Annotated in this window: 23 protein-coding genes; 12 read left to right on the plus strand and 11 right to left on the minus strand. The window is 60.0% G+C overall.

The annotated features are described in order from the left end of the window. Positions 1–8: 8 nt before the first annotated feature. Positions 9–1022 (minus strand): AraC family transcriptional regulator, encoded by a 1014-nt coding sequence (locus ABVN21_RS02395; RefSeq protein ID WP_339556469.1) that lies wholly within the window; start codon positions 1020–1022, stop codon positions 9–11. 338 nt (positions 1023–1360) lie between these two features. Between ABVN21_RS02395 and ABVN21_RS02400 the strand changes: the two genes are divergently transcribed. After that, positions 1361–2692, plus strand: a complete 1332-nt coding sequence (locus tag ABVN21_RS02400; RefSeq protein ID WP_339556470.1) for a dicarboxylate/amino acid:cation symporter — start codon at positions 1361–1363, stop codon at positions 2690–2692. 144 nt (positions 2693–2836) lie between these two features. Beyond that, a complete protein-coding gene (locus ABVN21_RS02405; protein ID WP_339556471.1) occupies positions 2837–4018 on the plus strand; it encodes a CaiB/BaiF CoA-transferase family protein in 1182 nt (393 codons plus the stop codon). A 40-nt stretch (positions 4019–4058) separates the two neighbouring features. On the opposite strand, the gene ABVN21_RS02410 is transcribed toward ABVN21_RS02405, so the two are convergent. Further along, the gene (locus tag ABVN21_RS02410; RefSeq protein WP_339556472.1) at positions 4059–4553 is read right to left on the minus strand and encodes a SprT family zinc-dependent metalloprotease; all 495 of its coding nucleotides are present in this window, start codon (positions 4551–4553) and stop codon (positions 4059–4061) included. A 161-nt stretch (positions 4554–4714) separates the two neighbouring features. Then, a complete protein-coding gene (locus ABVN21_RS02415; protein WP_034146146.1) occupies positions 4715–5317 on the minus strand; it encodes a Yip1 family protein in 603 nt (200 codons plus the stop codon). A gap of 279 nt (positions 5318–5596) precedes the next feature. Here ABVN21_RS02415 and ttcA point away from each other — a divergent pair, with 279 nt between their 5' ends. Together ttcA and ABVN21_RS02425 are read left to right on the plus strand one after the other, a co-directional pair. Continuing rightward, the gene (ttcA, locus tag ABVN21_RS02420; RefSeq protein WP_060540767.1) at positions 5597–6421 is read left to right on the plus strand and encodes a tRNA 2-thiocytidine(32) synthetase TtcA; all 825 of its coding nucleotides are present in this window, start codon (positions 5597–5599) and stop codon (positions 6419–6421) included. A gap of 129 nt (positions 6422–6550) precedes the next feature. Then, on the plus strand, positions 6551–7225 hold the full coding sequence (locus ABVN21_RS02425) for a DNA-3-methyladenine glycosylase I (protein ID WP_339556473.1): 675 nt from the start codon (positions 6551–6553) through the stop codon (positions 7223–7225). 102 nt (positions 7226–7327) lie between these two features. On the opposite strand, the gene ABVN21_RS02430 is transcribed toward ABVN21_RS02425, so the two are convergent. The 3 genes from ABVN21_RS02430 to arsC are packed head-to-tail and all read right to left on the minus strand — an operon-like array spanning position 7328 to position 8702. Next, a complete protein-coding gene (locus ABVN21_RS02430) occupies positions 7328–7753 on the minus strand; it encodes a DUF2069 domain-containing protein (RefSeq protein ID WP_339556474.1) in 426 nt (141 codons plus the stop codon). A gap of 2 nt (positions 7754–7755) precedes the next feature. Continuing rightward, complete coding sequence (gene wrbA, locus ABVN21_RS02435) at positions 7756–8352, minus strand: NAD(P)H:quinone oxidoreductase (RefSeq protein ID WP_273919074.1); 597 nt, start codon at positions 8350–8352, stop codon at positions 7756–7758. Next, complete coding sequence (arsC, locus tag ABVN21_RS02440; protein ID WP_339556475.1) at positions 8349–8702, minus strand: arsenate reductase (glutaredoxin); 354 nt, start codon at positions 8700–8702, stop codon at positions 8349–8351. Before arsC ends, wrbA begins: the two co-directional genes overlap by 4 nt. A 114-nt stretch (positions 8703–8816) precedes the next feature. Between arsC and ABVN21_RS02445 the strand changes: the two genes are divergently transcribed. Then, complete coding sequence (locus ABVN21_RS02445) at positions 8817–9284, plus strand: TlpA disulfide reductase family protein (RefSeq protein ID WP_339556476.1); 468 nt, start codon at positions 8817–8819, stop codon at positions 9282–9284. A 134-nt stretch (positions 9285–9418) separates the two neighbouring features. Here the strand turns inward: ABVN21_RS02445 and ABVN21_RS02450 are convergent, their stop codons facing one another. The 4 genes from ABVN21_RS02450 to ABVN21_RS02465 form a co-directional block, all read right to left on the minus strand. Further along, positions 9419–9823 (minus strand): META domain-containing protein, encoded by a 405-nt coding sequence (locus ABVN21_RS02450; RefSeq protein ID WP_339556477.1) that lies wholly within the window; start codon positions 9821–9823, stop codon positions 9419–9421. Beyond that, a complete protein-coding gene (locus ABVN21_RS02455) occupies positions 9823–10257 on the minus strand; it encodes a hypothetical protein (protein WP_339556478.1) in 435 nt (144 codons plus the stop codon). Before ABVN21_RS02455 ends, ABVN21_RS02450 begins: the two co-directional genes overlap by 1 nt. A 77-nt stretch (positions 10258–10334) precedes the next feature. Beyond that, positions 10335–11327: a 2-hydroxyacid dehydrogenase gene (locus ABVN21_RS02460; RefSeq protein WP_339556479.1), complete on the minus strand. Its 993-nt coding sequence runs from the start codon at positions 11325–11327 to the stop codon at positions 10335–10337. 101 nt (positions 11328–11428) lie between these two features. Further along, complete coding sequence (locus ABVN21_RS02465) at positions 11429–14182, minus strand: response regulator (RefSeq protein ID WP_339556480.1); 2754 nt, start codon at positions 14180–14182, stop codon at positions 11429–11431. A 214-nt stretch (positions 14183–14396) separates the two neighbouring features. Between ABVN21_RS02465 and ABVN21_RS02470 the strand changes: the two genes are divergently transcribed. The 7 genes from ABVN21_RS02470 to ABVN21_RS02500 all read left to right on the plus strand — a co-directional run bounded on the left by ABVN21_RS02470 (position 14397) and on the right by ABVN21_RS02500 (position 22784). After that, on the plus strand, positions 14397–15116 hold the full coding sequence (locus tag ABVN21_RS02470) for a response regulator transcription factor (RefSeq protein ID WP_339556481.1): 720 nt from the start codon (positions 14397–14399) through the stop codon (positions 15114–15116). Next, entirely contained in the window at positions 15106–16527 is a 1422-nt protein-coding gene (locus ABVN21_RS02475) for a sensor histidine kinase (RefSeq protein ID WP_339556482.1), read from the plus strand. The genes ABVN21_RS02470 and ABVN21_RS02475 overlap by 11 nt, the downstream gene beginning before the upstream one ends. 104 nt (positions 16528–16631) lie before the next feature. Beyond that, positions 16632–17534, plus strand: coding sequence for a cysteine synthase CysM (cysM, locus tag ABVN21_RS02480; protein ID WP_339556483.1), 903 nt, complete (start codon positions 16632–16634; stop codon positions 17532–17534). Then, positions 17534–18886 (plus strand): 23S rRNA (uracil(1939)-C(5))-methyltransferase RlmD, encoded by a 1353-nt coding sequence (gene rlmD / locus ABVN21_RS02485; protein ID WP_339556484.1) that lies wholly within the window; start codon positions 17534–17536, stop codon positions 18884–18886. The genes cysM and rlmD overlap by 1 nt, the downstream gene beginning before the upstream one ends. Positions 18887–19008: 122 nt before the next feature. Then, a complete protein-coding gene (relA, locus tag ABVN21_RS02490; RefSeq protein WP_339556485.1) occupies positions 19009–21252 on the plus strand; it encodes a GTP diphosphokinase in 2244 nt (747 codons plus the stop codon). 127 nt (positions 21253–21379) lie between these two features. Continuing rightward, entirely contained in the window at positions 21380–22213 is an 834-nt protein-coding gene (mazG, locus tag ABVN21_RS02495) for a nucleoside triphosphate pyrophosphohydrolase (RefSeq protein WP_339556486.1), read from the plus strand. Between the two features lie 28 nt (positions 22214–22241). Continuing rightward, the gene (locus tag ABVN21_RS02500) at positions 22242–22784 is read left to right on the plus strand and encodes a DUF2058 domain-containing protein (protein ID WP_339556487.1); all 543 of its coding nucleotides are present in this window, start codon (positions 22242–22244) and stop codon (positions 22782–22784) included. A gap of 69 nt (positions 22785–22853) precedes the next feature. Here ABVN21_RS02500 and ABVN21_RS02505 read toward each other — a convergent pair whose 3' ends face one another. Next, positions 22854–23042, minus strand: coding sequence for a hypothetical protein (locus tag ABVN21_RS02505; RefSeq protein ID WP_339556488.1), 189 nt, complete (start codon positions 23040–23042; stop codon positions 22854–22856). Between the last annotated feature and the right edge of the window lie 23 nt (positions 23043–23065).

Genomic DNA, 23065 nt, shown 5'->3' on the forward strand with positions numbered 1-23065 from the left:
TTATGCGTTCAGTTCTCCTGCGCGCGGTAAGCCCCCGGCGTCAGCCCCGTCCATTTCTTGAACGCCCGATGAAACGCCGAAGGCTCGGAAAATCCCAATTGCTCGGCAATCTGTTGCAACGACAAATCCGCACGCCCCAAGTGATAAATCGCAATATCCCGACGCAACTGATCCTTCAATTCCTGAAAACTGCTGCCTTCCTCACGCAGATGCCGGCGCAATGTCTGCGGGCTGATGTGCAGGTGCGCGGCGACGGCTTCCAGATCCGGCCAGCGTGAACTATCGCGACTGAGCAAGCGCCTTAACTGGCTGCTCAGACTGTCGCCATCATCCGGGCGCGACAGCAGGTCGGCGGGTGAGCGTTCGAGGAAATGCTTGAGCGTGCGTTCGTCCTGTAACAGCGGCATGCTCAGGTAGCGGCTGTGAAACAGCAGGCTGCTTCGGGCGGTAGTGCTTTTCACCGCGGGAAATTCGAGCGCGCAGGCAAACAGCAAATCATATTCGGCGCCATGCTCCGGTCGCGGGTAACTGAACTTGGCTTGTTCCAGACGAATGCGCTGGCCAATCAGCCAGCTGCCGAAGCGGTGCCAGATCACCAGCAGGCTCTCGGTGAGAAAATGGTCCGGGTCCCACAGGTGCGAATCGTCCAGGCTCAAGCGGATCATTTCGTCTTCGCGCGTCAGGCTCAGACGCGGGGCACCGGGGAATAGGCTATAAAACAATAAGCCGCGATTGAGCGCTTTATCCAGATTGCGACAATGGATCACGGCGTGACACATCATCGCGAAGCTGCCTGGCTTGCTTGGCGCTTGTCCGAAGCCGAGGTACTCGTCGTCCAGTGCCAGCCACATGGCCTGGATCAGTCGGGTGAACTGCTCCGGGGCAATGCGTGCCCGCGGCTCGTCAAGCAATTCAGGGCTGATTCCCAATTGCTGTAACAGGCCCGAGTAATCGTAGCCACACCGTTGCGCCCCACGGAGGGCTGCACGGGCGAAATGACTGGCGATGGTGCGTTCGCGCATAACAGGCAGGTCCGTCCATTGAGCGACGGATGGTAGCTGCGAACTTTGCTGATGAACAAGGCGGATATCCGCCAATTTGCAGGATGCGATTTGGTCGATCGGCGGAAATCCGCCACCGTGTAAGGGCCGTTACGAGACATGGAAGTTCTTTAACCCTTGATGTCATACGGCTTGCAGGGATTTCAAAGAAGGTGGCACGGGCCTTGCGATAGAACGAGTAGAAGCCTGCCGTCGAGCAGCTCGAAAAAACAAATCCCTCCAGTGCAGGAGGGTTCGCAATTCAGGTGTCGCGGGCAACAGATGGATGTTGTCACCGGGCCCCCTTGAGGAACTTTGCAATGACGACTCGTCAGCCACTGTACAAATCCCTGTATTTCCAGGTGATCGTTGCAATTGTCATCGGTATTTTGCTCGGTCACTTCTACCCACAGCTTGGTGTGGCCGTTAAACCGTTGGGTGACGGGTTCATCAAACTGATCAAAATGATCATTGCCCCCATCATCTTCTGCACCGTCGTCAGCGGTATCGCGGGCATGCAGGACATGAAGTCGGTCGGCAAGACCGGCGGTTACGCGTTGCTGTACTTCGAAATCGTTTCGACCATCGCTTTGCTGGTTGGCCTGGTCGTGGTCAATATCGTCCAGCCAGGCGCCGGCATGCACATCGATGTCAGCACGCTGGATGCTTCCAAAGTCGCTACCTACGTTGCGGCCGGTGCCGATCAAAGCGTCGTTGGCTTCCTCCTCAACGTGATCCCGGCCACCATCGTCGGCGCGTTCGCCACGGGTGACATCCTGCAAGTGCTGATGTTCTCGGTGATCTTCGGTTTCGCCCTGCATCGCCTCGGTGCCTACGGCAAGCCGCTGCTGGACTTCATCGATCGCTTCGCCCACGTGATGTTCAACATCATCAACATGATCATGAAGCTCGCGCCAATCGGTGCCTTCGGCGCCATGGCGTTCACCATCGGTGCCTACGGTGTGGGTTCGCTGGTGCAACTGGGTCAGCTGATGGCCTGCTTCTACATCACTTGCCTGCTGTTCATCCTGATCGTGCTGGGCGGTATCGCCCGCGCTCACGGTTTCAGCGTGCTGAAGATGATTCGCTACATCCGTGAAGAACTGCTGATCGTGCTGGGTACTTCCTCTTCGGAGTCAGTGCTGCCACGCATGCTGATCAAGATGGAGCGTCTGGGTGCACAAAAATCCGTGGTGGGCCTGGTGATTCCGACCGGCTACTCGTTCAACCTCGACGGCACAGCCATTTACCTGACCATGGCGGCCGTGTTCATTGCCCAGGCTACCGACAGCCACATGGACATCACGCACCAGATCACCTTGCTGGTGGTTTTGCTGCTGTCCTCCAAAGGCGCTGCGGGCGTGACCGGTTCGGGCTTCATCGTCCTCGCGGCCACCCTGTCCGCCGTGGGCCACCTGCCGGTTGCCGGCCTGGCGCTGATCTTGGGTATCGACCGTTTCATGTCCGAAGCCCGCGCCCTGACCAACCTGGTCGGTAACGCGGTGGCGACCATTGTCGTGGCCAAGTGGGTCAAGGAACTGGACACCGACGTGCTGCACGCCGAGCTGGCCTCGGGTGGTCGCGGCATTGCCGACGAGCCTAAAGACGATGTTCTGGGCCACGAAGCGGTAACCCCGACTAACGCCAAATAAGCCTTGTTGAAATGAAAAACCCGCTTCGGCGGGTTTTTTCATGCCCGAGGTTTGAGCGTAACGGTCATCGTTCCTGGCGCATAAGGTGATTGCCGGCATGCGCTCGGCTGCCTAGGCTGGGGCATCTGTTTAGGGAGAACACTCATGCTCGGTCCACTGGCATCACTCAAGGTTCTGGATTTCTCGACACTGCTGCCGGGGCCGTTCGCCTCGTTGTTACTGGCGGACATGGGCGCCGAGGTATTACGCATCGAATCGCCGACCCGCCTGGACCTGCTGCGCGTCTTGCCGCCGCACGATCAGGGCGTTTCCGCCAGCCACGCCTACCTCAATCGCAACAAACGCAGCCTGGCGCTGGACCTCAAGCAACCCGAGGCGCTGGAGGTGATCAAGCAGTTGTTGCAGGATTACGACATCGTCCTCGAGCAGTTCCGTCCCGGTGTCATGGAACGCTTGGGCCTGGGCTATGACGCCCTGAAAGAGATCAACCCGAAACTGATTTATGTGTCGATCACCGGATACGGCCAGACCGGCCCCTACAAGGACCGCGCCGGTCACGACATCAATTACCTGGCGCTGGCCGGGCTCTCCAGCTACACCGGCCGCGCCGACAGTGGCCCGCTGCCTTTGGGTGCGCAGGTGGCGGACGTCGCCGGTGGTTCGCTGCATGGGGTAATCGGTCTGCTGGCGGCGGTGATCGCCCGACAGCAAACGGGGCAGGGGCAGCATCTGGATGTGAGCATGACCGATTGCGCGTTCAGCCTGAACGCCATGGCCGGTGCCGGGTATCTGGCCTGCGGCGTCGAGCCGGGCCGGGAAGAGCAGATGCTCAATGGCGGCAGCTTCTACGACTATTACCGCTCGCGGGATGGGCGCTGGTTGTCGGTGGGCAGCCTGGAGCCGGATTTCATGAAGCGGCTGTGTGTGGCGTTGGGGCTGGAAGAGCTGGCGGTTCTCGGTCTGTCTACGCAACCGGCGCAGCAAAGAAAGCTCAAGGACGCGCTGAAAGTCGAATTCGAGAAGCATGACTTCGCGCAGCTGTGTGCGATGTTTGCCGAGCTTGATGCTTGCGTCGAGCCGGTCCTGAGTCTGGGCGAAGCAGTGCAGCATCCACAGTTGCGGGCGCGGGAGCTGGTGACAGAAGTGCCGCGAGGCGATGGTTCGAGCCAGTCGCAGATGGCTTGTCCGTTGAAGTTTTCAGAGGGGTTGCCGGAGCCCAGGCATATTGGCGCAGCGCTCGGACAGCATACGGATCAGGTGTTGGGGGAGTTGGGTTATAGCGCTAAGCGGATTGCCGAGTTGCGGCGGGTCAAGGTCATTCTTTAGCGCCTGATAAATTGCCATCGCCAGTACAGGCGGCGGATCTCTACTCGACCCGCATCTCCCCACTGAACACCAAGGTACTCCGACACCGCCGGCACAAATACCGCCGCCCCTGCCGCACTAAACCATGGCGCTGCGCCGAAAACGGGAAATCGCTGTAGGCACACGGGCATTTATAGATGTAGCGGGTCACGCTGCGGCGTTTGACGTCGTAGGTGTGGCAACGATTGGGCGGCAGTTCGTAGACGCCACGCATGATCAGTTGCCACTCTTCGCCATGGGGCTGGATGCGGTCGCCGAACAGCTGATGGGCAATCAGGTGTGCCACTTCGTGGGCCACGGTCTGCTTGAGGAAGTCTTCGGTGTTTTCCCGGTACAACTGCGGGTTGAAGCGCAGCAGGTTCTCGTGCAAATGCGCGACACCGGCTTTTTGCCCGCGCAGCTTGAGGCTCACCACGGGGCGTTTGAAAGTTCGTTTGAAAAAGGATTCGGCTTGTTGAAAACAGTCTTCGACGCGGGAATTGAGTTGCTCGGGCATGCTTGATGGATCTCCAGAGGTGTCGAGTATGCCGCAACCCTCGGGCCTTGCGAATCGTCGAAGCGCCGAATGGTTGTCGCCGTTGTCTGTACTGGAGGCATTAAAAGGCCGCCTTGCGGCGGCCTGTGTTGGCAGATCTAGTTTTTTTGGGTGGTGTGTTGCTAATTAGTGTAGACCGGCCCCACGCCGAGTCCCCATACAATGACCGTAAACGCCATGATGGCTACCAGCACCACCAGGCCTACTGCAAGAACCGAACTGGAAAACAAAAAGCCCTCGTCAGATGGAATGTTCATGAACGTCGGCAGCCCGACATACAGCAGGTAGACCGTGTAGCAGATCGCCGCGGTGCCGACGACCATTCCCAGCCACATGTGCGGATACAGCGCCGCAAGGCCGCCGATGAACAGCGGGGTCGCGGTGTAGGTCGCAAACGCCACGCAGCGCGCCAGGCTTGGATTGGCGTCATAGGTGCGGGCCATCCAATGGATGAACGCGCCCATGACTGCAACGCCGCCCAGCATTGCCAGGTACGACATGATCGTCATCCATAATGCGCTTTCCTGGGTCAGCATCACCGGTGCTCGATTGCCGATGACCCAGCCGACCTGCGTCGTGCCGATAAAGGCAGACACCGCAGGGATAGCCGCCAGAATCAGCGTGTGTGTCAGATACATGTGGCTGATACTTTCCTCCTGATCGCCACGAATCTCTTTCCATTCTTGGTCAGGGTGGGTGAAGAGCCCCACTACGTGATGGATCATGCCAGTCACTCCTCTTGTTTTGCCGTCGCCCCCCAGTGGAGCGCCTACGGGCCAATGCGGCCAAGCAAGTAATAGGTCTTGATGTTTGTGCGACCTTAAGACGCAGTATAGGAAGTTGTTAACCCCGCAGGAGCCGTGGCTTAGAGCAAATTGCGCTGTAAAGAGGTGGGGTAATCGCGGAAGTGTCTGTTCATGTGTAGGCGATAGTGGGCACTTCGCCCTCGAGGTGTTTTTTGCGTAAAATGCCGGCCTTTCGGCACACCTCACGGATTTCGCGTCATGGGCACTCTCACGGTCAACCAGAACAAACTGCAAAAGCGCCTTCGCCGCCAGGCCGGTGAGGCTGTCGCGGATTTCAACATGATTGAAGACGGCGACAAGGTCATGGTCTGCCTGTCCGGCGGCAAGGACAGCTACACCATGCTCGATGTGCTGATGCACTTGCAGAAGGTCGCACCGATCAAGTTCGAGATCGTGGCCGTGAACATGGACCAGAAGCAGCCTGGCTTCCCTGAGCACGTGCTGCCGGCCTATCTGAAAGAGTTGGGCATCGAGTACCACATCGTCGAGAAGGACACTTACTCGGTGGTCAAGGAATTGATTCCGGAAGGTAAAACCACCTGTTCGCTGTGCTCGCGCCTGCGTCGCGGCACGCTCTACACCTTCGCCGACGAAATCGGCGCGACCAAGATGGCCCTCGGTCACCACCGTGACGACATCGTCGAGACGTTCTTCCTGAACATGTTCTTCAACGGCTCGCTCAAAGCCATGCCGCCGAAACTGCGCGCCGACGACGGGCGCAACGTGGTGATCCGCCCGCTGGCCTACTGCAACGAAAAAGACATTCAGGCCTACTCGGATCTCAAGCAATTCCCGATCATCCCGTGCAACCTCTGCGGCTCCCAGGAAAACCTGCAACGCCAGGTGGTCAAGGACATGCTGCAGGACTGGGAGCGCAAGACCCCGGGCCGCACCGAGAGCATTTTCCGCAGCCTGCAGAACGTGATCCCGTCACAACTGGCGGACCGCAACCTGTTCGATTTCACCAGCCTCAAAATCGATGAAACGGCGGCTTCGCGCTTCGTCAACGTGGTCAACCTCTAGACACCATCACTGTGGGAGCCAGCCTGCTGGCGATGGCGGTGTGTCAGACACATCTTTGTTGACTGACACTCCTTCATCGCCAGCAGGCTGGCTCCCACAGGTTTTTCGTTTCTATCCTCAGGAGAGGGCATGCGCGACTATAAGTGGCTGAACGAATACTGCTTGAACCGCTTTGGTTCGGCGGCTGAACTGGAAGCCCATCTGCCCGTCCCCAAGACCCCGGCACAACTGCGCAAGATCAGTGACGATCGCTACCTCTCGACCATGGCATTACGCGTGTTCCGCGCCGGGCTCAAGCACAGCCTGGTGGATGCCAAATGGCCGGCCTTCGAAGAAGTGTTCTTCAAGTTCGACCCGGAAAAAGTTGTGTTGATGAGCGCCGAGCACTTGGAGCGCCTGATGCAGGACGCGCGGATCATCCGTCACCTGGGCAAGCTCAAGAGCGTACCGCGCAATGCGCAGTTCATTCTGGACGTGGCTCATGAGAAGGGCAGCTTCGGCGCGATGATCGCCGATTGGCCGGTGACTGATATCGTCGGGCTCTGGACCTTCCTGAAAAAGCGCGGCCATCAATTGGGCGGACTGTCGGCGCCGCGCTTCTTGCGGATGGTCGGCAAGGATACGTTTGTGCCGAGCTACGATGTGGTGGCGGCGCTGAATGCGCAGAAGATCGTCGACAAGGTGCCGAGCAGCCAGCGGGACCTGGCGTTGGTGCAGGATGTGTTCAACCAGTGGCACGAACAAAGTGGCGGACGGCCGATGAGCCAGATTTCGATGATGCTGGCTTACACAGTGAATCATTGAGACTCGGTCGGTCGAGCGCGACCCCGGCCCATCGCTGGCACGCCAGCTCCTACAAGTTCACCGCAACCCTGTAGGAGCTGGCGTGCCAGCGATGAGGCCCGATCAGGCGACCGAAATCTCGCCTTCGCCCGCCAACTTGCGGTTCAACTGATACCGCCAGCGCACATACAGTAACGCCGAGCAGAACACCGCGAGGCTGGCGCCCATTTCCAACAAGCCGAAAACCTGCCGGTTCGGGTCATACGCCGCCAATGCGCCCTTGATGAAATACAAGTTCACCACAAAACACATCCACGAATGCCCACGCGGGCTGCCGACAATCATCCCCGGCGCCAGCAACAGCAACGGCACCAGTTCGATCAGCAGGATTACCCAGGGCCGCGCGCCGTGCAGGTCGGCGAACACCAAGTAGTAGGCGCACAGCAGCCCCACCAGGCCGAAAAAACACAACAGACTGATGGCGCGCATGGCCCGGACGCGAGGTTCGAGCCATTCGATGGCGGGCAGAATCTTCGGCTTCTTGGCCACCCTCAACCCTCCAGTTTCTGTGCCGTTTTGGCCAGGCGCATGCCCAGCGCGCGGCACAGGGCCACTTCGTGTGTGTCCAAACCGCTTTTGCCATCCGCCCCGGCGTGGTGGCTGGCGCCGTAAGGCGTGCCGCCACCTTGGGTTTCCAGCAGCGCCGACTCGCTATACGGCAGGCCGGTGATCAACATGCCGTGGTGCAGCAGCGGCAACATCATCGACAGCAGGGTGGTTTCCTGGCCGCCGTGCAGGCTGGCCGTGGAGGTGAACACGCCGGCGGGTTTGCCCACCAGCGCACCGGTCAGCCACAGGTTGCTGGTGCCATCGAGGAAATACTTGAGCGGCGCCGCCATGTTGCCGAAGCGGGTAGGGCTGCCCAGCGCCAGGCCGGCGCAGTTCTTCAGGTCGTCGAGGCTGGCGTAGAGCGCGCCTTCGTCGGGAATGTCCGGCGACACGGCTTCGCATTCGGTAGAGATCGCCGGCACGGTACGCAGTCGCGCTTCAAGACCGGCCTGTTCGACGCCACGGGCGATTTGCCGGGCCATTTCATTGGTCGAGCCGCTGCGGCTGTAATACAGGACCAGAATGTACGGTGCGCTCACGGCAGCAACTCCAGGATTTGCTCCGGTGGACGGCCGATGACGGCTTTATCGCCGACTTCGAGAATCGGTCGCTCCATGAGTTTTGGATTCGCGGCAATGGCGGCGATCAATCGCGCCTCGCTCAGGCTGCTGTCAGCCAGGTTGAGGGTTTTGTACTCGTCCTCGCCGGTACGCAGCAGTTGCCGGGCGCTGATCCCGAGTTTGCCCAACAGACTCTGGATTTGCGCGGCGTCCAGCGGGGTTTCCAGGTAGCGGACCACGGTCGGGGTCAGGCCACGGGCTTCGAGCAATTCGAGCGCACCGCGGGATTTCGAGCAGCGCGGGTTGTGATAAAGCGTCAGATCGGTCATGAGCGGGTCGCATCTTGCGTAAGGTGGCGGCTATTCTAACTGTGCAGCGCGTAATCCAGAACCTTGGGAGGCGATGGGTCGCAGGCGCATTCAATTTTTAACAAGGAACACGACATGACAAGGCGACTGGCAGCAGCATTGGCGATCATCGGAACGTTGATGCTGGGGGGCTGCGGTAACGACTATGGCATTGACCAGTATGGACAAAAGGTCGCCGCCGAACGTCTGGACAGCAAATGGCTGGTGCTCAACTACTGGGCCGAATGGTGCGGCCCGTGCCGTACCGAGATCCCGGAGCTGAACCACCTGGCGGAGCAACTCAAGGACAAGAAGATCGGTGTGTTCGGGGTCAATTTCGATAATGTGCAGGGCGAAGAGCTGAAAAGTGCCAGCGAGAAACTCGGGATCAAGTTCACCGTGCTGGCGCAGGACCCTTCCGAGGTATTCGAACTGCCGCGCAGCGAAGCGTTGCCGGTGACCTACATCATCGACAACAAGGGCAAGGTGCGCGAGCAGCTGATGGGCGAGCAAACAGCGGCGGGGGTGATGGCGAAGCTGGAGGCGTTGCAGGCGAAGAATTAATCGCAGTGATGATGACGAACAGACGAACTCTGTAGGAGCCGGCTTGCTGGCGATGGCATCGGATCGGCCATCATGGATGTCGCCTGACACATCCCTATCGCCAGCAAGCCGGCTCCAACAGGTTGAAAAGGGGATCAACCCTCTTCAAGCCACCAGCGCAACGGCTTGCCTTCGGCCGGCCAAAAACGCATCTGGTCGATCGACGAAACGTCCCAGCGTTGCACCTGCTCCAGCGCCTGGAGGAAACGCTTTTCCTGCTCCATCAGTGCCGGTGCACAGAGCTTGCGGGTGCTGCCGACTTTGCCGAAGCTCAGCTTGTCGCCTTCCAGGGTGTATGGCGCGAACCAGTGGTTGCAGCCGCCGTTACCGTAGGCCCGGCCGTCTTCACCGAGGGTGATGGTCAGGTGGCTGTAATCCATCAACGGCCGTTCACCGATCCATTCCAGGATGTAGCTGCGGTTCTGTTGCAATTGCACCGGCTCGGCGGCGCAGCCCAGCAGGCTGGCGCCAACCATTGCGGTCAGAGCGAGGCGTTTCATCACGCAGGCTCCTGGCATTTCGGGCACAAGTGTTTCTCGCCAACCGACTTCCAGCCCAACTCGGCGATTCGCGCACTGGCGGCAGGCTTTTCGGCCTTGTTGCCCAGTTTGGCGTCCACTGCGAACTCGAAGCTCAGCTCTTTGGCGCAGCTGTCGCAGTTCACCTGCCAGGTGTGGATCGCCAGTTCGCCGAACACCGGACCACTGGCCACTGCGACCCATTGGCCCGGCGGGTTGATCAAGTGGCGAACCGTTTCGACGGTCAGGCGCATGGACAAGTCCTTGGCACCCTTGAGGGTCACTACCAGCACGTCGTTATTACGAATCGAGCCGCCGTTGCCGGTGACTTGATAACGCCCCGGCACCAGGGCGCGGCATTCGGTGAGGGTGTGTTGCGGGTTCATCAGGCTGTAGCGGAAATCGTGTTCGACCATGGGTCCTCCAAATATGCGCGATATGCTAGCACGGGCATACGCGCAGCATGGCGCGGGGACATGACCTTCGATCAGGTTCAGTCGCCCTCGACCCGGTTCTGCGCTGTTCCGGCCGCCCACGCGGCGATGTTGTGCAAGGTGGTCGCGGCAATCGCGCCCAGGGCTTCGCGGGTCAAGAAAGCCTGGTGCGCAGTGATTATCACGTTGGGAAAGGTCAGCAATCGCGCCAGAACATCGTCCTGCAAGGGCTGATCGGAGCGGTCCTCGAAAAACAGCTGCGCCTCTTCTTCATACACATCCAGCCCCAGATACCCGAGCTGACCGTTCTTCAAGGCGTCGATCAGCGCTGGCGTATCCACCAGCCCCCCACGGCCGGTGTTGATCAACATCGCGCCCGGTTGCATGTGCGCCAATGATTCGCCGTTGATCAAATGCTTGCTTTGCGCGTTGAGCGGGCAGTGCAGGCTGATGATCTGCGACTCGGCCAGCAGCTGCGGCAAATCCACATAACGGGCGCCCAGCGCTTCGACTTGAGGGTTGGGATACGGGTCGTAGGCCAGCAATTGGCAGCCGAAGCCGTTCATGATTTTCGCGAAGGTCGCGCCGATTTGCCCGGTGCCGACCACGCCGACGGTCTTGCCCACCAGGTCAAATCCGGTCAGCCCGTGCAGGCTGAAATCACCCTCGCGGGTGCGGTTATAGGCACGGTGCAAACGGCGGTTGAGCGCCAGGATCAACGCCACCGCGTGTTCGGCCACGGCATGGGGCGAGTAGGCCGGGACACGCACAATCGTCATCCCCAAACGTTTCGCCGCCGCCAGGTCGACATGGTTGTAACCGGCCGAGCGCAGGGCGATCAGGCGTGTGCCGCCGGCCGCCAGGCGTTCGAGCACCGGGGCGCTGAGGTCATCATTAATGAAGGCACAGACCACTTCGTGATGTTCCGCCAGCGCCGCGGTATCGAGGCTCAGGCGCGCCGACTGGAAGTGCAACTCAATGCCGGCCGGCAGATCCGCGGCGAGAAAACTGTCGCGGTCGTAGGTCTGGCTGCTGAAAAGAATCGTGCGCATGCTTCACTCCCTTGTCCCTTTCCTGTAGGCGCTGGCAAGCCAGCGCCTGCACTGATTGCGGTGAGTTTAGCGCTCTACGTGTGCAAGGTGATTGCGCTGCGTCAGGCATTGATACGCGCCTGGGTGGCCAGGCGGTTGATCGCCCGGTCGAGGTCTTCGAGTGCGCCGAAAGCTTTCGGGTCTTGTTGCTTGAGCAGGGTTTCGCTGCGTTGGCAGGCGGCGCGCAGTTGCGGAACGCCGCAATAACGGGTCGCGCCGTGCAAGCGATGGACCCGTTCGATCAAGGCGTTGTGGTCGTTGCTTTGCTGAGCCTGGCGGATCGCTTCGCGGTCGGCTTCCAGCGAGGCCAACAGCATCGCCAGCATGTCCGCTGCCAGATCGGCCTTCCCGGCGGCCAGGCGCAAGCCTTCTTCGTGATCGAGTACCTGCAACTCGTAGGCGCCACCATGGCTGTCGCCGGATCGTTCCGCACGCTGGTTGCGCAGCGCCAGGCCACTCCATTTCAACACCACTTGCGCCAGTTGCCGCTCGCTGATCGGTTTGGTCAGGTAGTCGTCCATGCCGCTTTGCAGCAACGCGCGTTTTTCGTTGGCCATGGCGTGGGCGGTGAGGGCGACGATTGGCAGCGGTGTGCAATGCCGTTCGCTCTCCCACTGGCGGATCGCTTCGGTGCTTTGGCGTCCGTCCATGCCGGGCATTTGCACGTCCATCAGCACCAGATCGAAGGTTTCGTTTTGCACCGCTTTGACGGCGGCGTAACCGCTTTCAACCGCCAGCACCTTGGCGCCCATGTCTTCGAGCAGGGTTTGCACCAGCAGCAGGTTGGCCGGGTTGTCGTCGACGCAAAGCACTTTCGGCGCACGGCTGGACACCGGCTCGCCGGGTTCACTGCGTGGCTGGCGCGGGTTGACCAGGTCGGACAGTGCACGCCGCAACTTGCGCGTGCAGGCCGGTTTGGCCTGGAGCTGGCTGTGGGGGTTGGGGACAGAGAGGTGGAACATCGTCTGTTCCGTGGTCGGACACAACACCAGCACCTTGCAGCCCAGGTGTTCGAGGTCCCAGATGTACTGATTCAGACGCTCCGGCGGCATGTCGTTACTGGTCACGCCCAGTACCGCCAGGTCGATCGCCTGATCCGTCTGATGGGCAACGGTCACTCCATTGGTCAGGCTTTCCAGCGTATTGAAAGGCGTGACGGCGAGGCCGCAGTCTTCCAGTTGGTGCTGCAACGCCTGGCGGGCCAGTTCGTGATTTTCCAGCACGGCCACGCGGCGACCGGACAGCGGCGGGCCGGGCAGGTCTTCGGCGTCGTCGCGGGTTTTCGGCAGGCTCAGGCTGATCCAGAACTCCGAACCTTCGCCAGGCGTACTGTCGACACCGATTTCGCCGCCCATTTGTTCGATCAGGCGCTTGGAAATCACCAGCCCCAGGCCGGTGCCGCCGGGTTGGCGGGACAACGAATTGTCGGCCTGGCTGAAGGCTTGGAACAGGGTGCGCACGTCCTGGTTCGACAGACCGATGCCGGTGTCCTGGATACTGATGCGCAATTGCACGCTATCTTCTTGCTCGTCTTCGAGCATGGCGCGGGCGACGATTGTGCCTTCGCGGGTGAACTTGATCGCGTTGCTCACCAGATTCGTGAGGATCTGCTTGAGTCGCAGCGGATCGCCCACTAGCGACAGCGGCGTGTCGCGATAAACCAGGCTGACCAGCTCCAGCTGTTTGGCGTGCGCCGCCGGGGCGAGGATGGTCAGCGTGTCCTGAAGCAGGTCGCGCAGATTGAACGGAATATGGTCGAGCACCAGTTTGCCGGCCTCGATTTTCGAGAAGTCGAGGATCTCGTTGATGATTCCCAGCAAGCTGTCGGCGGACTTTTCGATGGTGCCCAGATAATCGAGCTGGCGCGGGGTCAACTCGCTTTTTTGCAGCAAATGGGTAAAACCGAGAATGCCGTTGAGCGGCGTGCGGATTTCATGGCTCATGTTGGCGAGGAATTCGGATTTGATCCGGCTCGCTTCCAACGCTTCCTTGCGCGCCAGGTCGAGTTCGATGTTCTGGATTTCGATGGTTTCGAGGTTTTGGCGCACGTCTTCAGTGGCCTGGTCGATGCTGTGCTGCAATTCTTCCTGGGCATTTTGCAGGGTGCCGGCCATGCGGTTGATGCCGGACGCCAATTCGTCCAGTTCCTGGCTGCCCAGCGGCGGCAGGCGGGTTTCCAGGTGGCCGTCCTTGAGTTGGGTCACCGCTTGCTTGATCTGGTTCAGCGGTCGATTGATCGTGCGGCCCATGCGTAATGCCAACAGCGCCGCACCGACCAGTCCCGCGCCAATCATCAGCAAGCTGGCAAACAGGCTTCGGTAACCGCGCAGCAGCATGCCGTTGTGGGACAGTTCGAGTTCGACCCAGCCCAGCAGGCGGTCGGTTTCATCGGGGATCACATCACCGGCCAGATTGCGATGCTTGCCGAACACCGGCAGCAGGTAGCGCGTCGCATCGTTGCCGCTTCGATGCAGCATCCGCGAATCGTCGCCCAGCGGCGCCTGATTGAGCATGGTTGGGCCGGCGTGGGCCAGCGGCGTGCGGTCTGGAGCGAGGAAGGTCACGGCGCGCACATCCGGTTGCTCCAGAGATTGCGTGGCAATGCGCTCCAGCAGCTCACTGTTTTTGTGCCCCATCGCTGGCGCCACCAACGGGGCCAGTTGCTCGGCGATCATTTCCCCGCGCTGCATGAGTTGGGTTTGCAGGTCGGATTGCTGCATCCAGGTGAAATAGCCACCCAAAACCAACGCCATCAGGCTGGTCGGCAGCAGGGTCAGCAACAGCACGCGGCCTTTGATTCCCAGTTTCTTGAGCACGCCTCTCTCCTGCATCCAGCTATCTATAGACCTGCACTAGCGTGCGGCACGCATCACTTGCGCAGTGTAGCGATTTGCAGGCGGGCAATCTTCGTAAAATTGATGTCGTCATTCGTCGGCAAAATCTGCACTTTTGCGTCCTTTGCAAACCTTGGGTTGCCCCCGGAGACGCAATCTTTAATAATTATTAACTGAGAATTAGTTGCAGATAGATATGACTCCCATCGCTGCTGGCCATCCCCGCATCCTCTCCATCGAAGACGACCTCGTACTCGGCGCCTATGTTCACGAGCATTTGGGTCGTAGCGGTTTTCAGGTGACCTGGTGCCAGAACGGCCAGGAAGGCCTGGTCGCTGCCCGCCAACAAACGTTCGACGTGGTGCTGATGGATATTCTGTTGCCAGGCCTGGACGGGCTGTCGGTGCTGACGCAGTTGCGTCAGAGTCATTCGACGCCGGTGTTGCTGATGTCGGCGCTCGGCGCCGAGGCGGATCGCGTCAGTGGGTTTCAACTGGGGGCCGATGACTACTTGCCCAAGCCTTTCAGCATGGTTGAATTGCGGGTGCGCATCGAAGCGATCCTGCGCCGTGTCGCACTTGACCGTCGGCCGAACCCGGTTGCGATTGTTCCTGCGGTGGACAACCTGCGCTTCGACGATGAGTGTTTTGATGTGTTTTATGCCGGGCAGGCCGCCGGCCTGACGCGCAGCGAATACCGATTGCTGGAAACCTTGAATCGCAACGACGACGAAGTACTGAGCAAGGCCTTCCTTTATCAACAGGTGTTGCAACGCGGCTACGCAGCCCATGATCGCAGCCTGGACATGCATATCAGCCAGATTCGCCGCAAGCTCAAGGCTGTCGGCTACACCGAGCGCGAAGTGCGGACAGTCTGGGGCAAGGGCTACATTTTGAGCGCCAGTGATGAAGTGTAATTTGCCGGGCCGGCATTCGCTGTTCTGGAAGCTGGCTTGCCTGTTGGTGGCGTTCTGTCTGCTGATGATCTGGCTGAGCTGGTCCTGGGGCCGCTACATGGAAGAGCGAAACCAGTATCTGTCGGATGATGCCCGAGGCACGCTGACGCGCTACGCCGCCGAAGCGGAACAGGCATGGCAGATGCGTCAACACGCCGGGGTCGATAGCTGGTTGCAGCAGATGCGCCAGCGCGAAGCCAGTTGGGTAGGTGTTATAAGCGGCAATTTGCAGTCTCTGGGCAGTCAGCCGTTGACGGAAAAGGAAGTCGAGCGCCTGACTTTCCTGCGCGGCCTTGATTGGCCCATCCACAAAAAAGGCCAGCCGTGGATGCGGGTGCCGTTCCCCCGTGATCCTTCCGTCGGCAGTCTGGTCATCGAACTGCCCCAACGATTTGTGCCGGGGCATTACCGGGTGTTCTGGCGGGTGATCACCAACGGTGTGATTCCGGCGCTGTTCACGTTGTTGCTGTGCGTCGGCCTGTATCGGTTGCTGGTGGTCCCGCTCAATACCCTGCGCGAACAGGCCAATGCCTGGCGTGCCGACCAGCTCAACGTGCGACTCTCGCGTCGCACCACCAATCGTACCGATGAGTTGGGCGAACTGGGCAGGGCGTTCGATCACATGTCCGAGCGCCTGCAAACCACGGTGGCGCTGCAACAACAATTGCTGCGCGATCTGTCCCACGAATTGCGTACGCCACTGAGTCGCCTGCGAGTGGCCAGCGAAAGCGAGCAGGGCCTGGACGCATTGCGCGAGCGCATTGGTCGTGAAGTCGATGGCATGCAGCGGCTCGTCGAAGACACACTGCAACTGGCCTGGCTTGATACCGAACGCACCCGATTGCCCGACGAAGCGATTCAGGTCCAGGCGTTGTGGGAGATGCTCACGGAAAACGCCTGCTATGAAAGTTGCTGGCCGCAAGGGCAATTACAGTGTTCGGTGGATGCGTCCTGTTGGGTGCGCGGGCATCTCAATACCTTGGCCCAGGCCTTGGAAAACATGTTGCGTAACGCCATACGCCATTCACCCAAGGGCGGCGTTGTCCATCTTGGCGGTCAACGGGATGGCGACTACTGGCATCTGTGGCTGGAGGATCAGGGCGGTGGCGTGGCTGAAGCCGATCTGGAGCGAATTTTCCTGCCGTTTACCCGGCTCGACGGCTGGCGGCCGGGGGATGGTGGGTTTGGCTTGGGGTTAAGCATTGCTCGCAATGCAGTGCGACGGCAGGGCGGTTGGCTGTGGGCGGAAAACACGGGCAGAGGGTTACGGATGAATATGCGGTTGTTGGCCGATGATGGTGGTGTAAGTGATGACGCCATCGCGGGCAAGCCCGCTCCTACAGGTGCGGTGTTTCAAATGAAGACTGTCTGATCGGCTTATTCCTATAAGCCATAAGCACCGCACTTTGCGTGATATGGCCTGCGAACGTTTGCCGGTATGATAGGCGCCCCCGCAGTCTGGATTGCGAATACGCCATGACCTTGCAGTACCCAACCATCGCCGATTGCGTCGGCAACACTCCGCTGGTCCGTTTGCAGCGCCTGCCCGGCGCCACCAGCAACACCCTTTTGCTCAAGCTCGAAGGGAACAACCCGGCGGGTTCGGTCAAGGACCGTCCGGCGCTGTCAATGATCACCCGCGCCGAACTGCGCGGGCAGATCCACGCCGGCGATACGCTGATCGAAGCGACCTCGGGTAACACCGGCATCGCGCTGGCCATGGCCGCCGCGATCAAGGGTTACAAGATGATCCTGATCATGCCGGACAACTCCAGCGCCGAACGCAAGGCAGCCATGACCGCCTACGGCGCCGAGTTGATTCTGGTTAGCCAGGAAGAGGGCATGGAAGGCGCCCGCGACCTCGCCCAGCGTATGGAAGCCGAAGGCCGCGGCAAGGTGCTGGATCAGTTCGCCAACGGTGATAACCCGGAAGCGCACTACACCACCACCGGCCCGGAAATCTGGCGCCAGACCGAAGGCACCCTCACCCATTTCGTCAGCTCCATGGGCACCACCGGTACCATCATGGGCGTCTCGCGCTACTTGAAGGAGCAGAGCGAGAGCGTGCAGATCATCGGCTTGCAACCGATGGAAGGCTCGGCGATTCCGGGCATCCGTCGCTGGCCTCAAGAATATCTGCCGAAGATTTACCAGGCTGATCGCGTAGACCGCATCGTCGACATGGCACAAAGCGAAGCCGAAGACGTGACCCGTCGCCTGGCCCGCGAAGAAGGTATTTTCTGCGGCGTGTCCTCGGGCGGCGCGGTGGCAGCGATGCTGCGTTTGTCCAAAGAAGTTGAAAACGCGGTGATCGTTGCGATCATCTGCGACCGTGGCGACCGTTACCTGTCGACCGGCATTTTCGACGCGCCCAACTGATGGCCAAGCATGAGAGAGGCCTGCGCTTCCAGCCCACCGGCGGCAGCAAGGCCCCGCAAATCCCGACCGGCAAAAAACAGCGCCTGATTATCGAGCGCTTGGCTAACGACGGTCGCGGCATCGCGTTTTTCGAAGGCCGCACCTGGTTCGTCATCGGCGCATTGGCCGGTGAAGAGATCGAAGCGCGCGTGTTGGGTGCCCACGGCAAAGTGGTCGAGGCGCGCACCGAACGCGTGTTCAAGACCAGTGAACTGCGCCGCCCGGCACCCTGTGCCCATGCCGGTCGCTGCGGCGGCTGCAGCGTGCAGCATTTGCCTCATAACGAACAACTCGCCCTGAAACAGCGCATGCTCGCCGAGCAATTGTCCAAGGTCGCCGGTGTCGAGCCTGAAGAATGGGCCGCGCCATTGAGCGGTCCGGAATTCGCCTACCGCCGTCGCGCCCGTGTGGCCGTGCGCTGGGACATGAAGGCGAAGAAACTCGAAGTCGGGTTCCGCGCCGCCGGCAGCCAAGACATCGTTGGCATCGATGAATGCCCGGTGCTGGTCCAACCCTTGCAACCGATCATGAGCCGCTTGCCGGAGATGCTTCGGCGTTTGAGCAAACCTCAGGCGCTGGGTCACGTGGAGTTGTTCAGCGGTTCGTCCCTGGCGGTTTTGCTGCGGCACATGGCGCTTCTGTCCGAAAGTGACATGACCATCCTCAAGGATTTCTGCGCGTTCCATGAAGCCCAGTTGTGGCTGCACGGTGACGGCGAGCCATACCCGGTCAATGCCGAACAGTCGTTGGGCTATCGCCTGGAACAGTGGGATCTGGAATTGGCGTACCGGCCGGGGGATTTCATTCAGGTCAATGCCGTGGTCAACGAAGCAATGGTGGCCCAGGCGCTGGACTGGTTGAAGCCGCAAGCCGAGGAGCGCGTTCTCGATCTATTCTGTGGGTTGGGCAACTTTGCCTTGCCACTGGCCAAAGCCGTGCGCGAAGTCGTGGCAGTGGAAGGTGTGCAGGTGATGGTCGATCGGGCTGCCGCGAACGCCGCTAGCAATAATCTGCATAACGCGACGTTTTTTCAGGCCGATTTATCCCAGCCTCTGACCGACGCCGAATGGGCGCGCGAAGGCTTTTGTGCGGTACTCTTGGATCCACCGCGTGACGGTGCTTTCGAGGTCGTGCGCAAGCTCAAGTCCCTGGGCGCCGAACGGTTGGTGTATGTGTCGTGCAACCCTGCAACGCTGGCGCGCGATACGGTTGAATTGATCAAGCAGGGCTACCGGTTAAAACGTGCCGGGATTCTCGATATGTTTCCTCAAACGGCACATGTCGAAGCCATGGCGTTATTTGAAGCGAGCTAGGATGCTCGTCTGGTCCGACTGACCCGCCCGTGCAGCCGCGCACCAGCCCGACGTGGGCTCACAGGCAACGAAGGTCAGCGATTTTGACGCATTGAATCTGCGTCGTAGGGAAGGTAAGCAAGATGGTACAGGTGAGAGCACACCAGCCGATCAACACCGACGGCAGTATCAATCTCGAGGCTTGGCTCGATCATGCGGTCAGTGTCGATCTGGCACTGGATCGCGAAGCCTTGAAAGAAGCCTGCGAGTACGCTCGCGAGGCCGAACAACAAGCCAATGCGGCGAAGAATTTGTGGTCGGAAGGCAACTCGAGTTTTCGCACCGGCCTTGAGATCGCCGAGATTCTCGCCGACCTCAAGCTTGATCAGGATTCGCTGGTCGCCGCGGTTTTGTACCGTGGTGTGCGAGAAGGCCAGATTCAGTTGCCGGCAGTCAGCCAGCGCTTCGGTCCGGTGGTGGCCAAACTCATCGACGGCGTGCAACGCATGGCGGCGATCAGCGACAGCCTGAGCCCGCGTAAATCCATGGTGATGGGCACTCAGGGCCAGGTCGAAAACCTGCGCAAAATGCTGGTGGCCATGGTCGATGACGTACGTGTCGCCCTGATCAAACTGGCCGAACGCACCTGCGCGATCCGGGCGGTGAAAACCGCCGACGACGAGAAGCGCAACCGCGTTGCCCGTGAAGTCTTCGACATCTACGCGCCGCTTGCCCATCGCCTCGGTATCGGTCACATCAAGTGGGAACTGGAGGACTTGTCCTTCCGTTACCTGGAGCCCGATCAATACAAACAGATCGCCAAGTTGCTCCATGAGCGGCGACTGGATCGCGAGCGCTTCATCAGCGATGTGATGAGCCAGCTGAAAAACGAATTGCAAGCCACCGGTGTCGATGCCGACATCAGCGGCCGGGCCAAACACATCTATTCGATCTGGCGCAAAATGCAGCGCAAGGGTCTGGAATTCAGCCAGATCTACGACGTTCGCGCCGTGCGCGTGCTGGTGCCGGAAATGCGCGACTGCTATACCGCGCTCGGCATCGTCCATACCTTGTGGCGGCATATCCCGAAAGAGTTCGACGACTACATCGCCAACCCCAAGGAGAACGGCTACCGCTCGCTGCACACAGCGGTGATCGGGCCTGAGGGCAAGGTGCTGGAAGTGCAGATCCGCACCCACGCCATGCACGAAGAGGCCGAGCTGGGGGTTTGCGCGCACTGGAAGTACAAAGGCACCGACGTCAAATCCGGCTCCAATCACTACGAAGAGAAAATCTCCTGGCTGCGTCAGGTGCTCGAGTGGCATGAAGAGTTGGGCGACATCGGCGGTCTGGCGGAACAGCTGCGGGTCGATATCGAACCTGATCGCGTCTACATCTTCACCCCAGACGGTCACGCCATCGACCTGCCGAAGGGCGCGACGCCGCTGGACTTCGCTTACCGCGTGCACACCGAAATCGGTCACAACTGCCGCGGCGCCAAGATCAACGGGCGCATCGTGCCGCTCAACTACAGCCTGCAAACCGGTGAACAGGTCGAGATCATCACCAGCAAGCACGGCACGCCGAGCCGCGACTGGCTGAACCCGAACCTGGGTTACGTCACCACGTCGCGGGCGCGGGCGAAGATTGTTCACTGGTTCAAGTTGCAGGCTCGCGACCAGAACGTCGCAGCCGGTAAAACCCTGCTCGAGCGCGAACTCAATCGCCTCGGCCTGCCGGCCGTGGATTTCGAAAAGTTGGCCGACAAAGCCAACATGAAAACCGCCGAAGACCTGTTCGCCGCACTCGGTGCCGGCGATTTGCGCCTGGCGCAACTGGTCAACCTGGCGCAGCAACTGGTCGAGCCGGAGCGCGGCAACGAGCAACTGGAACTGATTCCACGCAAGGCCACCGGCTACAAGCCGGGCAAGCGTGGCGACATCCAGATCCAGGGCGTCGGCAACCTGATGACCCAAATGGCGGGTTGCTGCCAGCCGTTGCCGGGGGATGCGATCGTCGGTTACATCACCCAGGGTCGTGGCGTGAGCATTCACCGCCAGGATTGCGCCTCGGTGCTGCAACTGGGTGGGCGCGAGCCGGAACGGATCATCCAGGTCAGCTGGGGGCCGGTGCCGGTGCTCACCTATCCGGTGGATATCGTCATTCGCGCTTACGACCGTTCCGGTTTGCTGCGTGACGTTTCGCAGGTGCTGCTCAACGAGCGGATCAACGTGCTGGCGGTCAACACCCGCTCGAACAAGGAAGACAACACGGCGTTGATGTCCCTGACCATCGAGATTCCGGGGCTGGATGCATTGGGGCGGTTGCTGGGGAGGATTTCCCAATTGCCGAACATCATTGAAACCCGGCGTAACCGCACGCCTTGAAGATGACTCTGTTCCAATGTGGGAGCTGCCCTGCCAGCGATGCAGACAACTCGGTCTTTCCGGAAATCGAGGTACTGCCATCGCTGGCAAGCCAGCTCCCACAGGTTTCTTTGGTGAGAGAAAAATAATGTACGCACTTGAAGACCTGCTGCACCTGATGAACCGCTTGCGCGATCCGCAGTTCGGTTGCCCGTGGGACATCAAGCAAACCTACGCCACCATCGTTCCGCACACCCTCGAAGAAGCCTACGAAGTCGCTGACGCCATCGAGCGCGGTGACTTCGATCATTTGCAGGGTGAGCTGGGTGATCTGCTGTTCCAGGTGGTTTATTACAGCCAACTGGCCAGGGAAGAAGGGCGCTTCGAATTCGCTGGCGTGGTCGACAGCATCACCCGCAAGCTGATCCGCCGACATCCTCACGTGTTTCCCACTGGCGATCTGTACGCAGCGCTGGATGCCCCACGCCTGAACGAAGAACAGGTCAAACAGCGCTGGGAAGAGATCAAGGCTGAAGAGCGCGCAGAGAAGTCCAGCACACCGCAACAACTGTCCTTACTTGATGACGTCCCCGCCGCATTACCGGCACTGTCCCGTTCGGCAAAATTGCAGAAACGCGCAGGGCAGGTGGGTTTCGATTGGCCGGACGCCTTGCCGGTGCTGGACAAGGTCCGTGAAGAGCTTGATGAAGTGCTCGAAGCCATGTCGGAAAATGATCCCGAGGCAGTGGCGGATGAGATCGGCGATCTGCTGTTTTCCGTGGTCAACCTGGCGCGCCACCTCAAGGTCGACCCTGAAACCGCACTGCGTGGCGCCAACAGCAAGTTCGAAAGACGTTTCCGTTTTATCGAACAGGCATTGCGCGATACCCTGCGTCCCATAGAAGATTGCACCCTCGAAGAGTTGGACGCCCTGTGGGGCGAAGCCAAACGTCAGGAAAAGAATTTGCCCAGCTGCGGTTGAGCAGTTGCCTAAGTGAGTAATAAGCACCATGAGCATTTCCCTTCGCGACCAGTTGCTCAAAGCAGGGCTGGTCAACCAGAAGCAGGCCAAGCAGGTCAGCAAAGACAAACAGAAGCAGCAACGCCTGGCCCACAAAGGCCAGGTCGAACTTGATGATTCTCAGCAGCGTGCAGCTCAGGAAGCCATGGCCGAGAAGGTCAAGCGCGATCAGGAGCTCAACCGCCAGCAGCAGGAGAAGGCCGAGGCCAAGGCCCGCGCCGCACAGGTCAAGCAGTTGATCGAAGCCACGCGTTTGCCGAAGCTGACGACCGAGGACTACTACAACTTCGTTGATGACAAGAAGGTCAAACGTATCTCGGTCAACACCCTGATGCGCAACAAGCTCAGCAACGGCTCGCTGGCGATCGTGCATCACGCCGGTGGCTACGAAGTCATCCCGCGTGAAGCGGCGCTGAAGATCCAGGAGCGCGATCCTCAGCGTATCGTGCAGCTGAATGTGCAGACCGAAGAAGTCGCTGCCGAGGACGATCCGTACGCGGCCTATCAGATCCCTGATGATCTGATGTGGTAAGCGGTTAAGGCTGCAATAACGACGAACCCCGCTCATGGCGGGGTTTGTCGTTTTCAATGCTGTTATCGCTCAAGCGGAGCGTAGCGCTCGTTGTTGCTCCAGGATTTCCAGTTCGGCCTTGTAATTGTGGGCGTCGATTTCGTTATGGAACATCCCGACCAGTAAACCCTGTTGATGCACGTCCCAAATCCGGACACCGGCGGCTACGCCTTCGTGGGACATGTGTGAATCGTCGCGTTCAGTTACTTTTACAGTCATCTGCTAGCTCCAATCTCTGATAT

The organism is Pseudomonas sp. MYb327, assembly GCF_040438925.1.
Taxonomy (GTDB): Bacteria; Pseudomonadota; Gammaproteobacteria; order Pseudomonadales; family Pseudomonadaceae; genus Aquipseudomonas.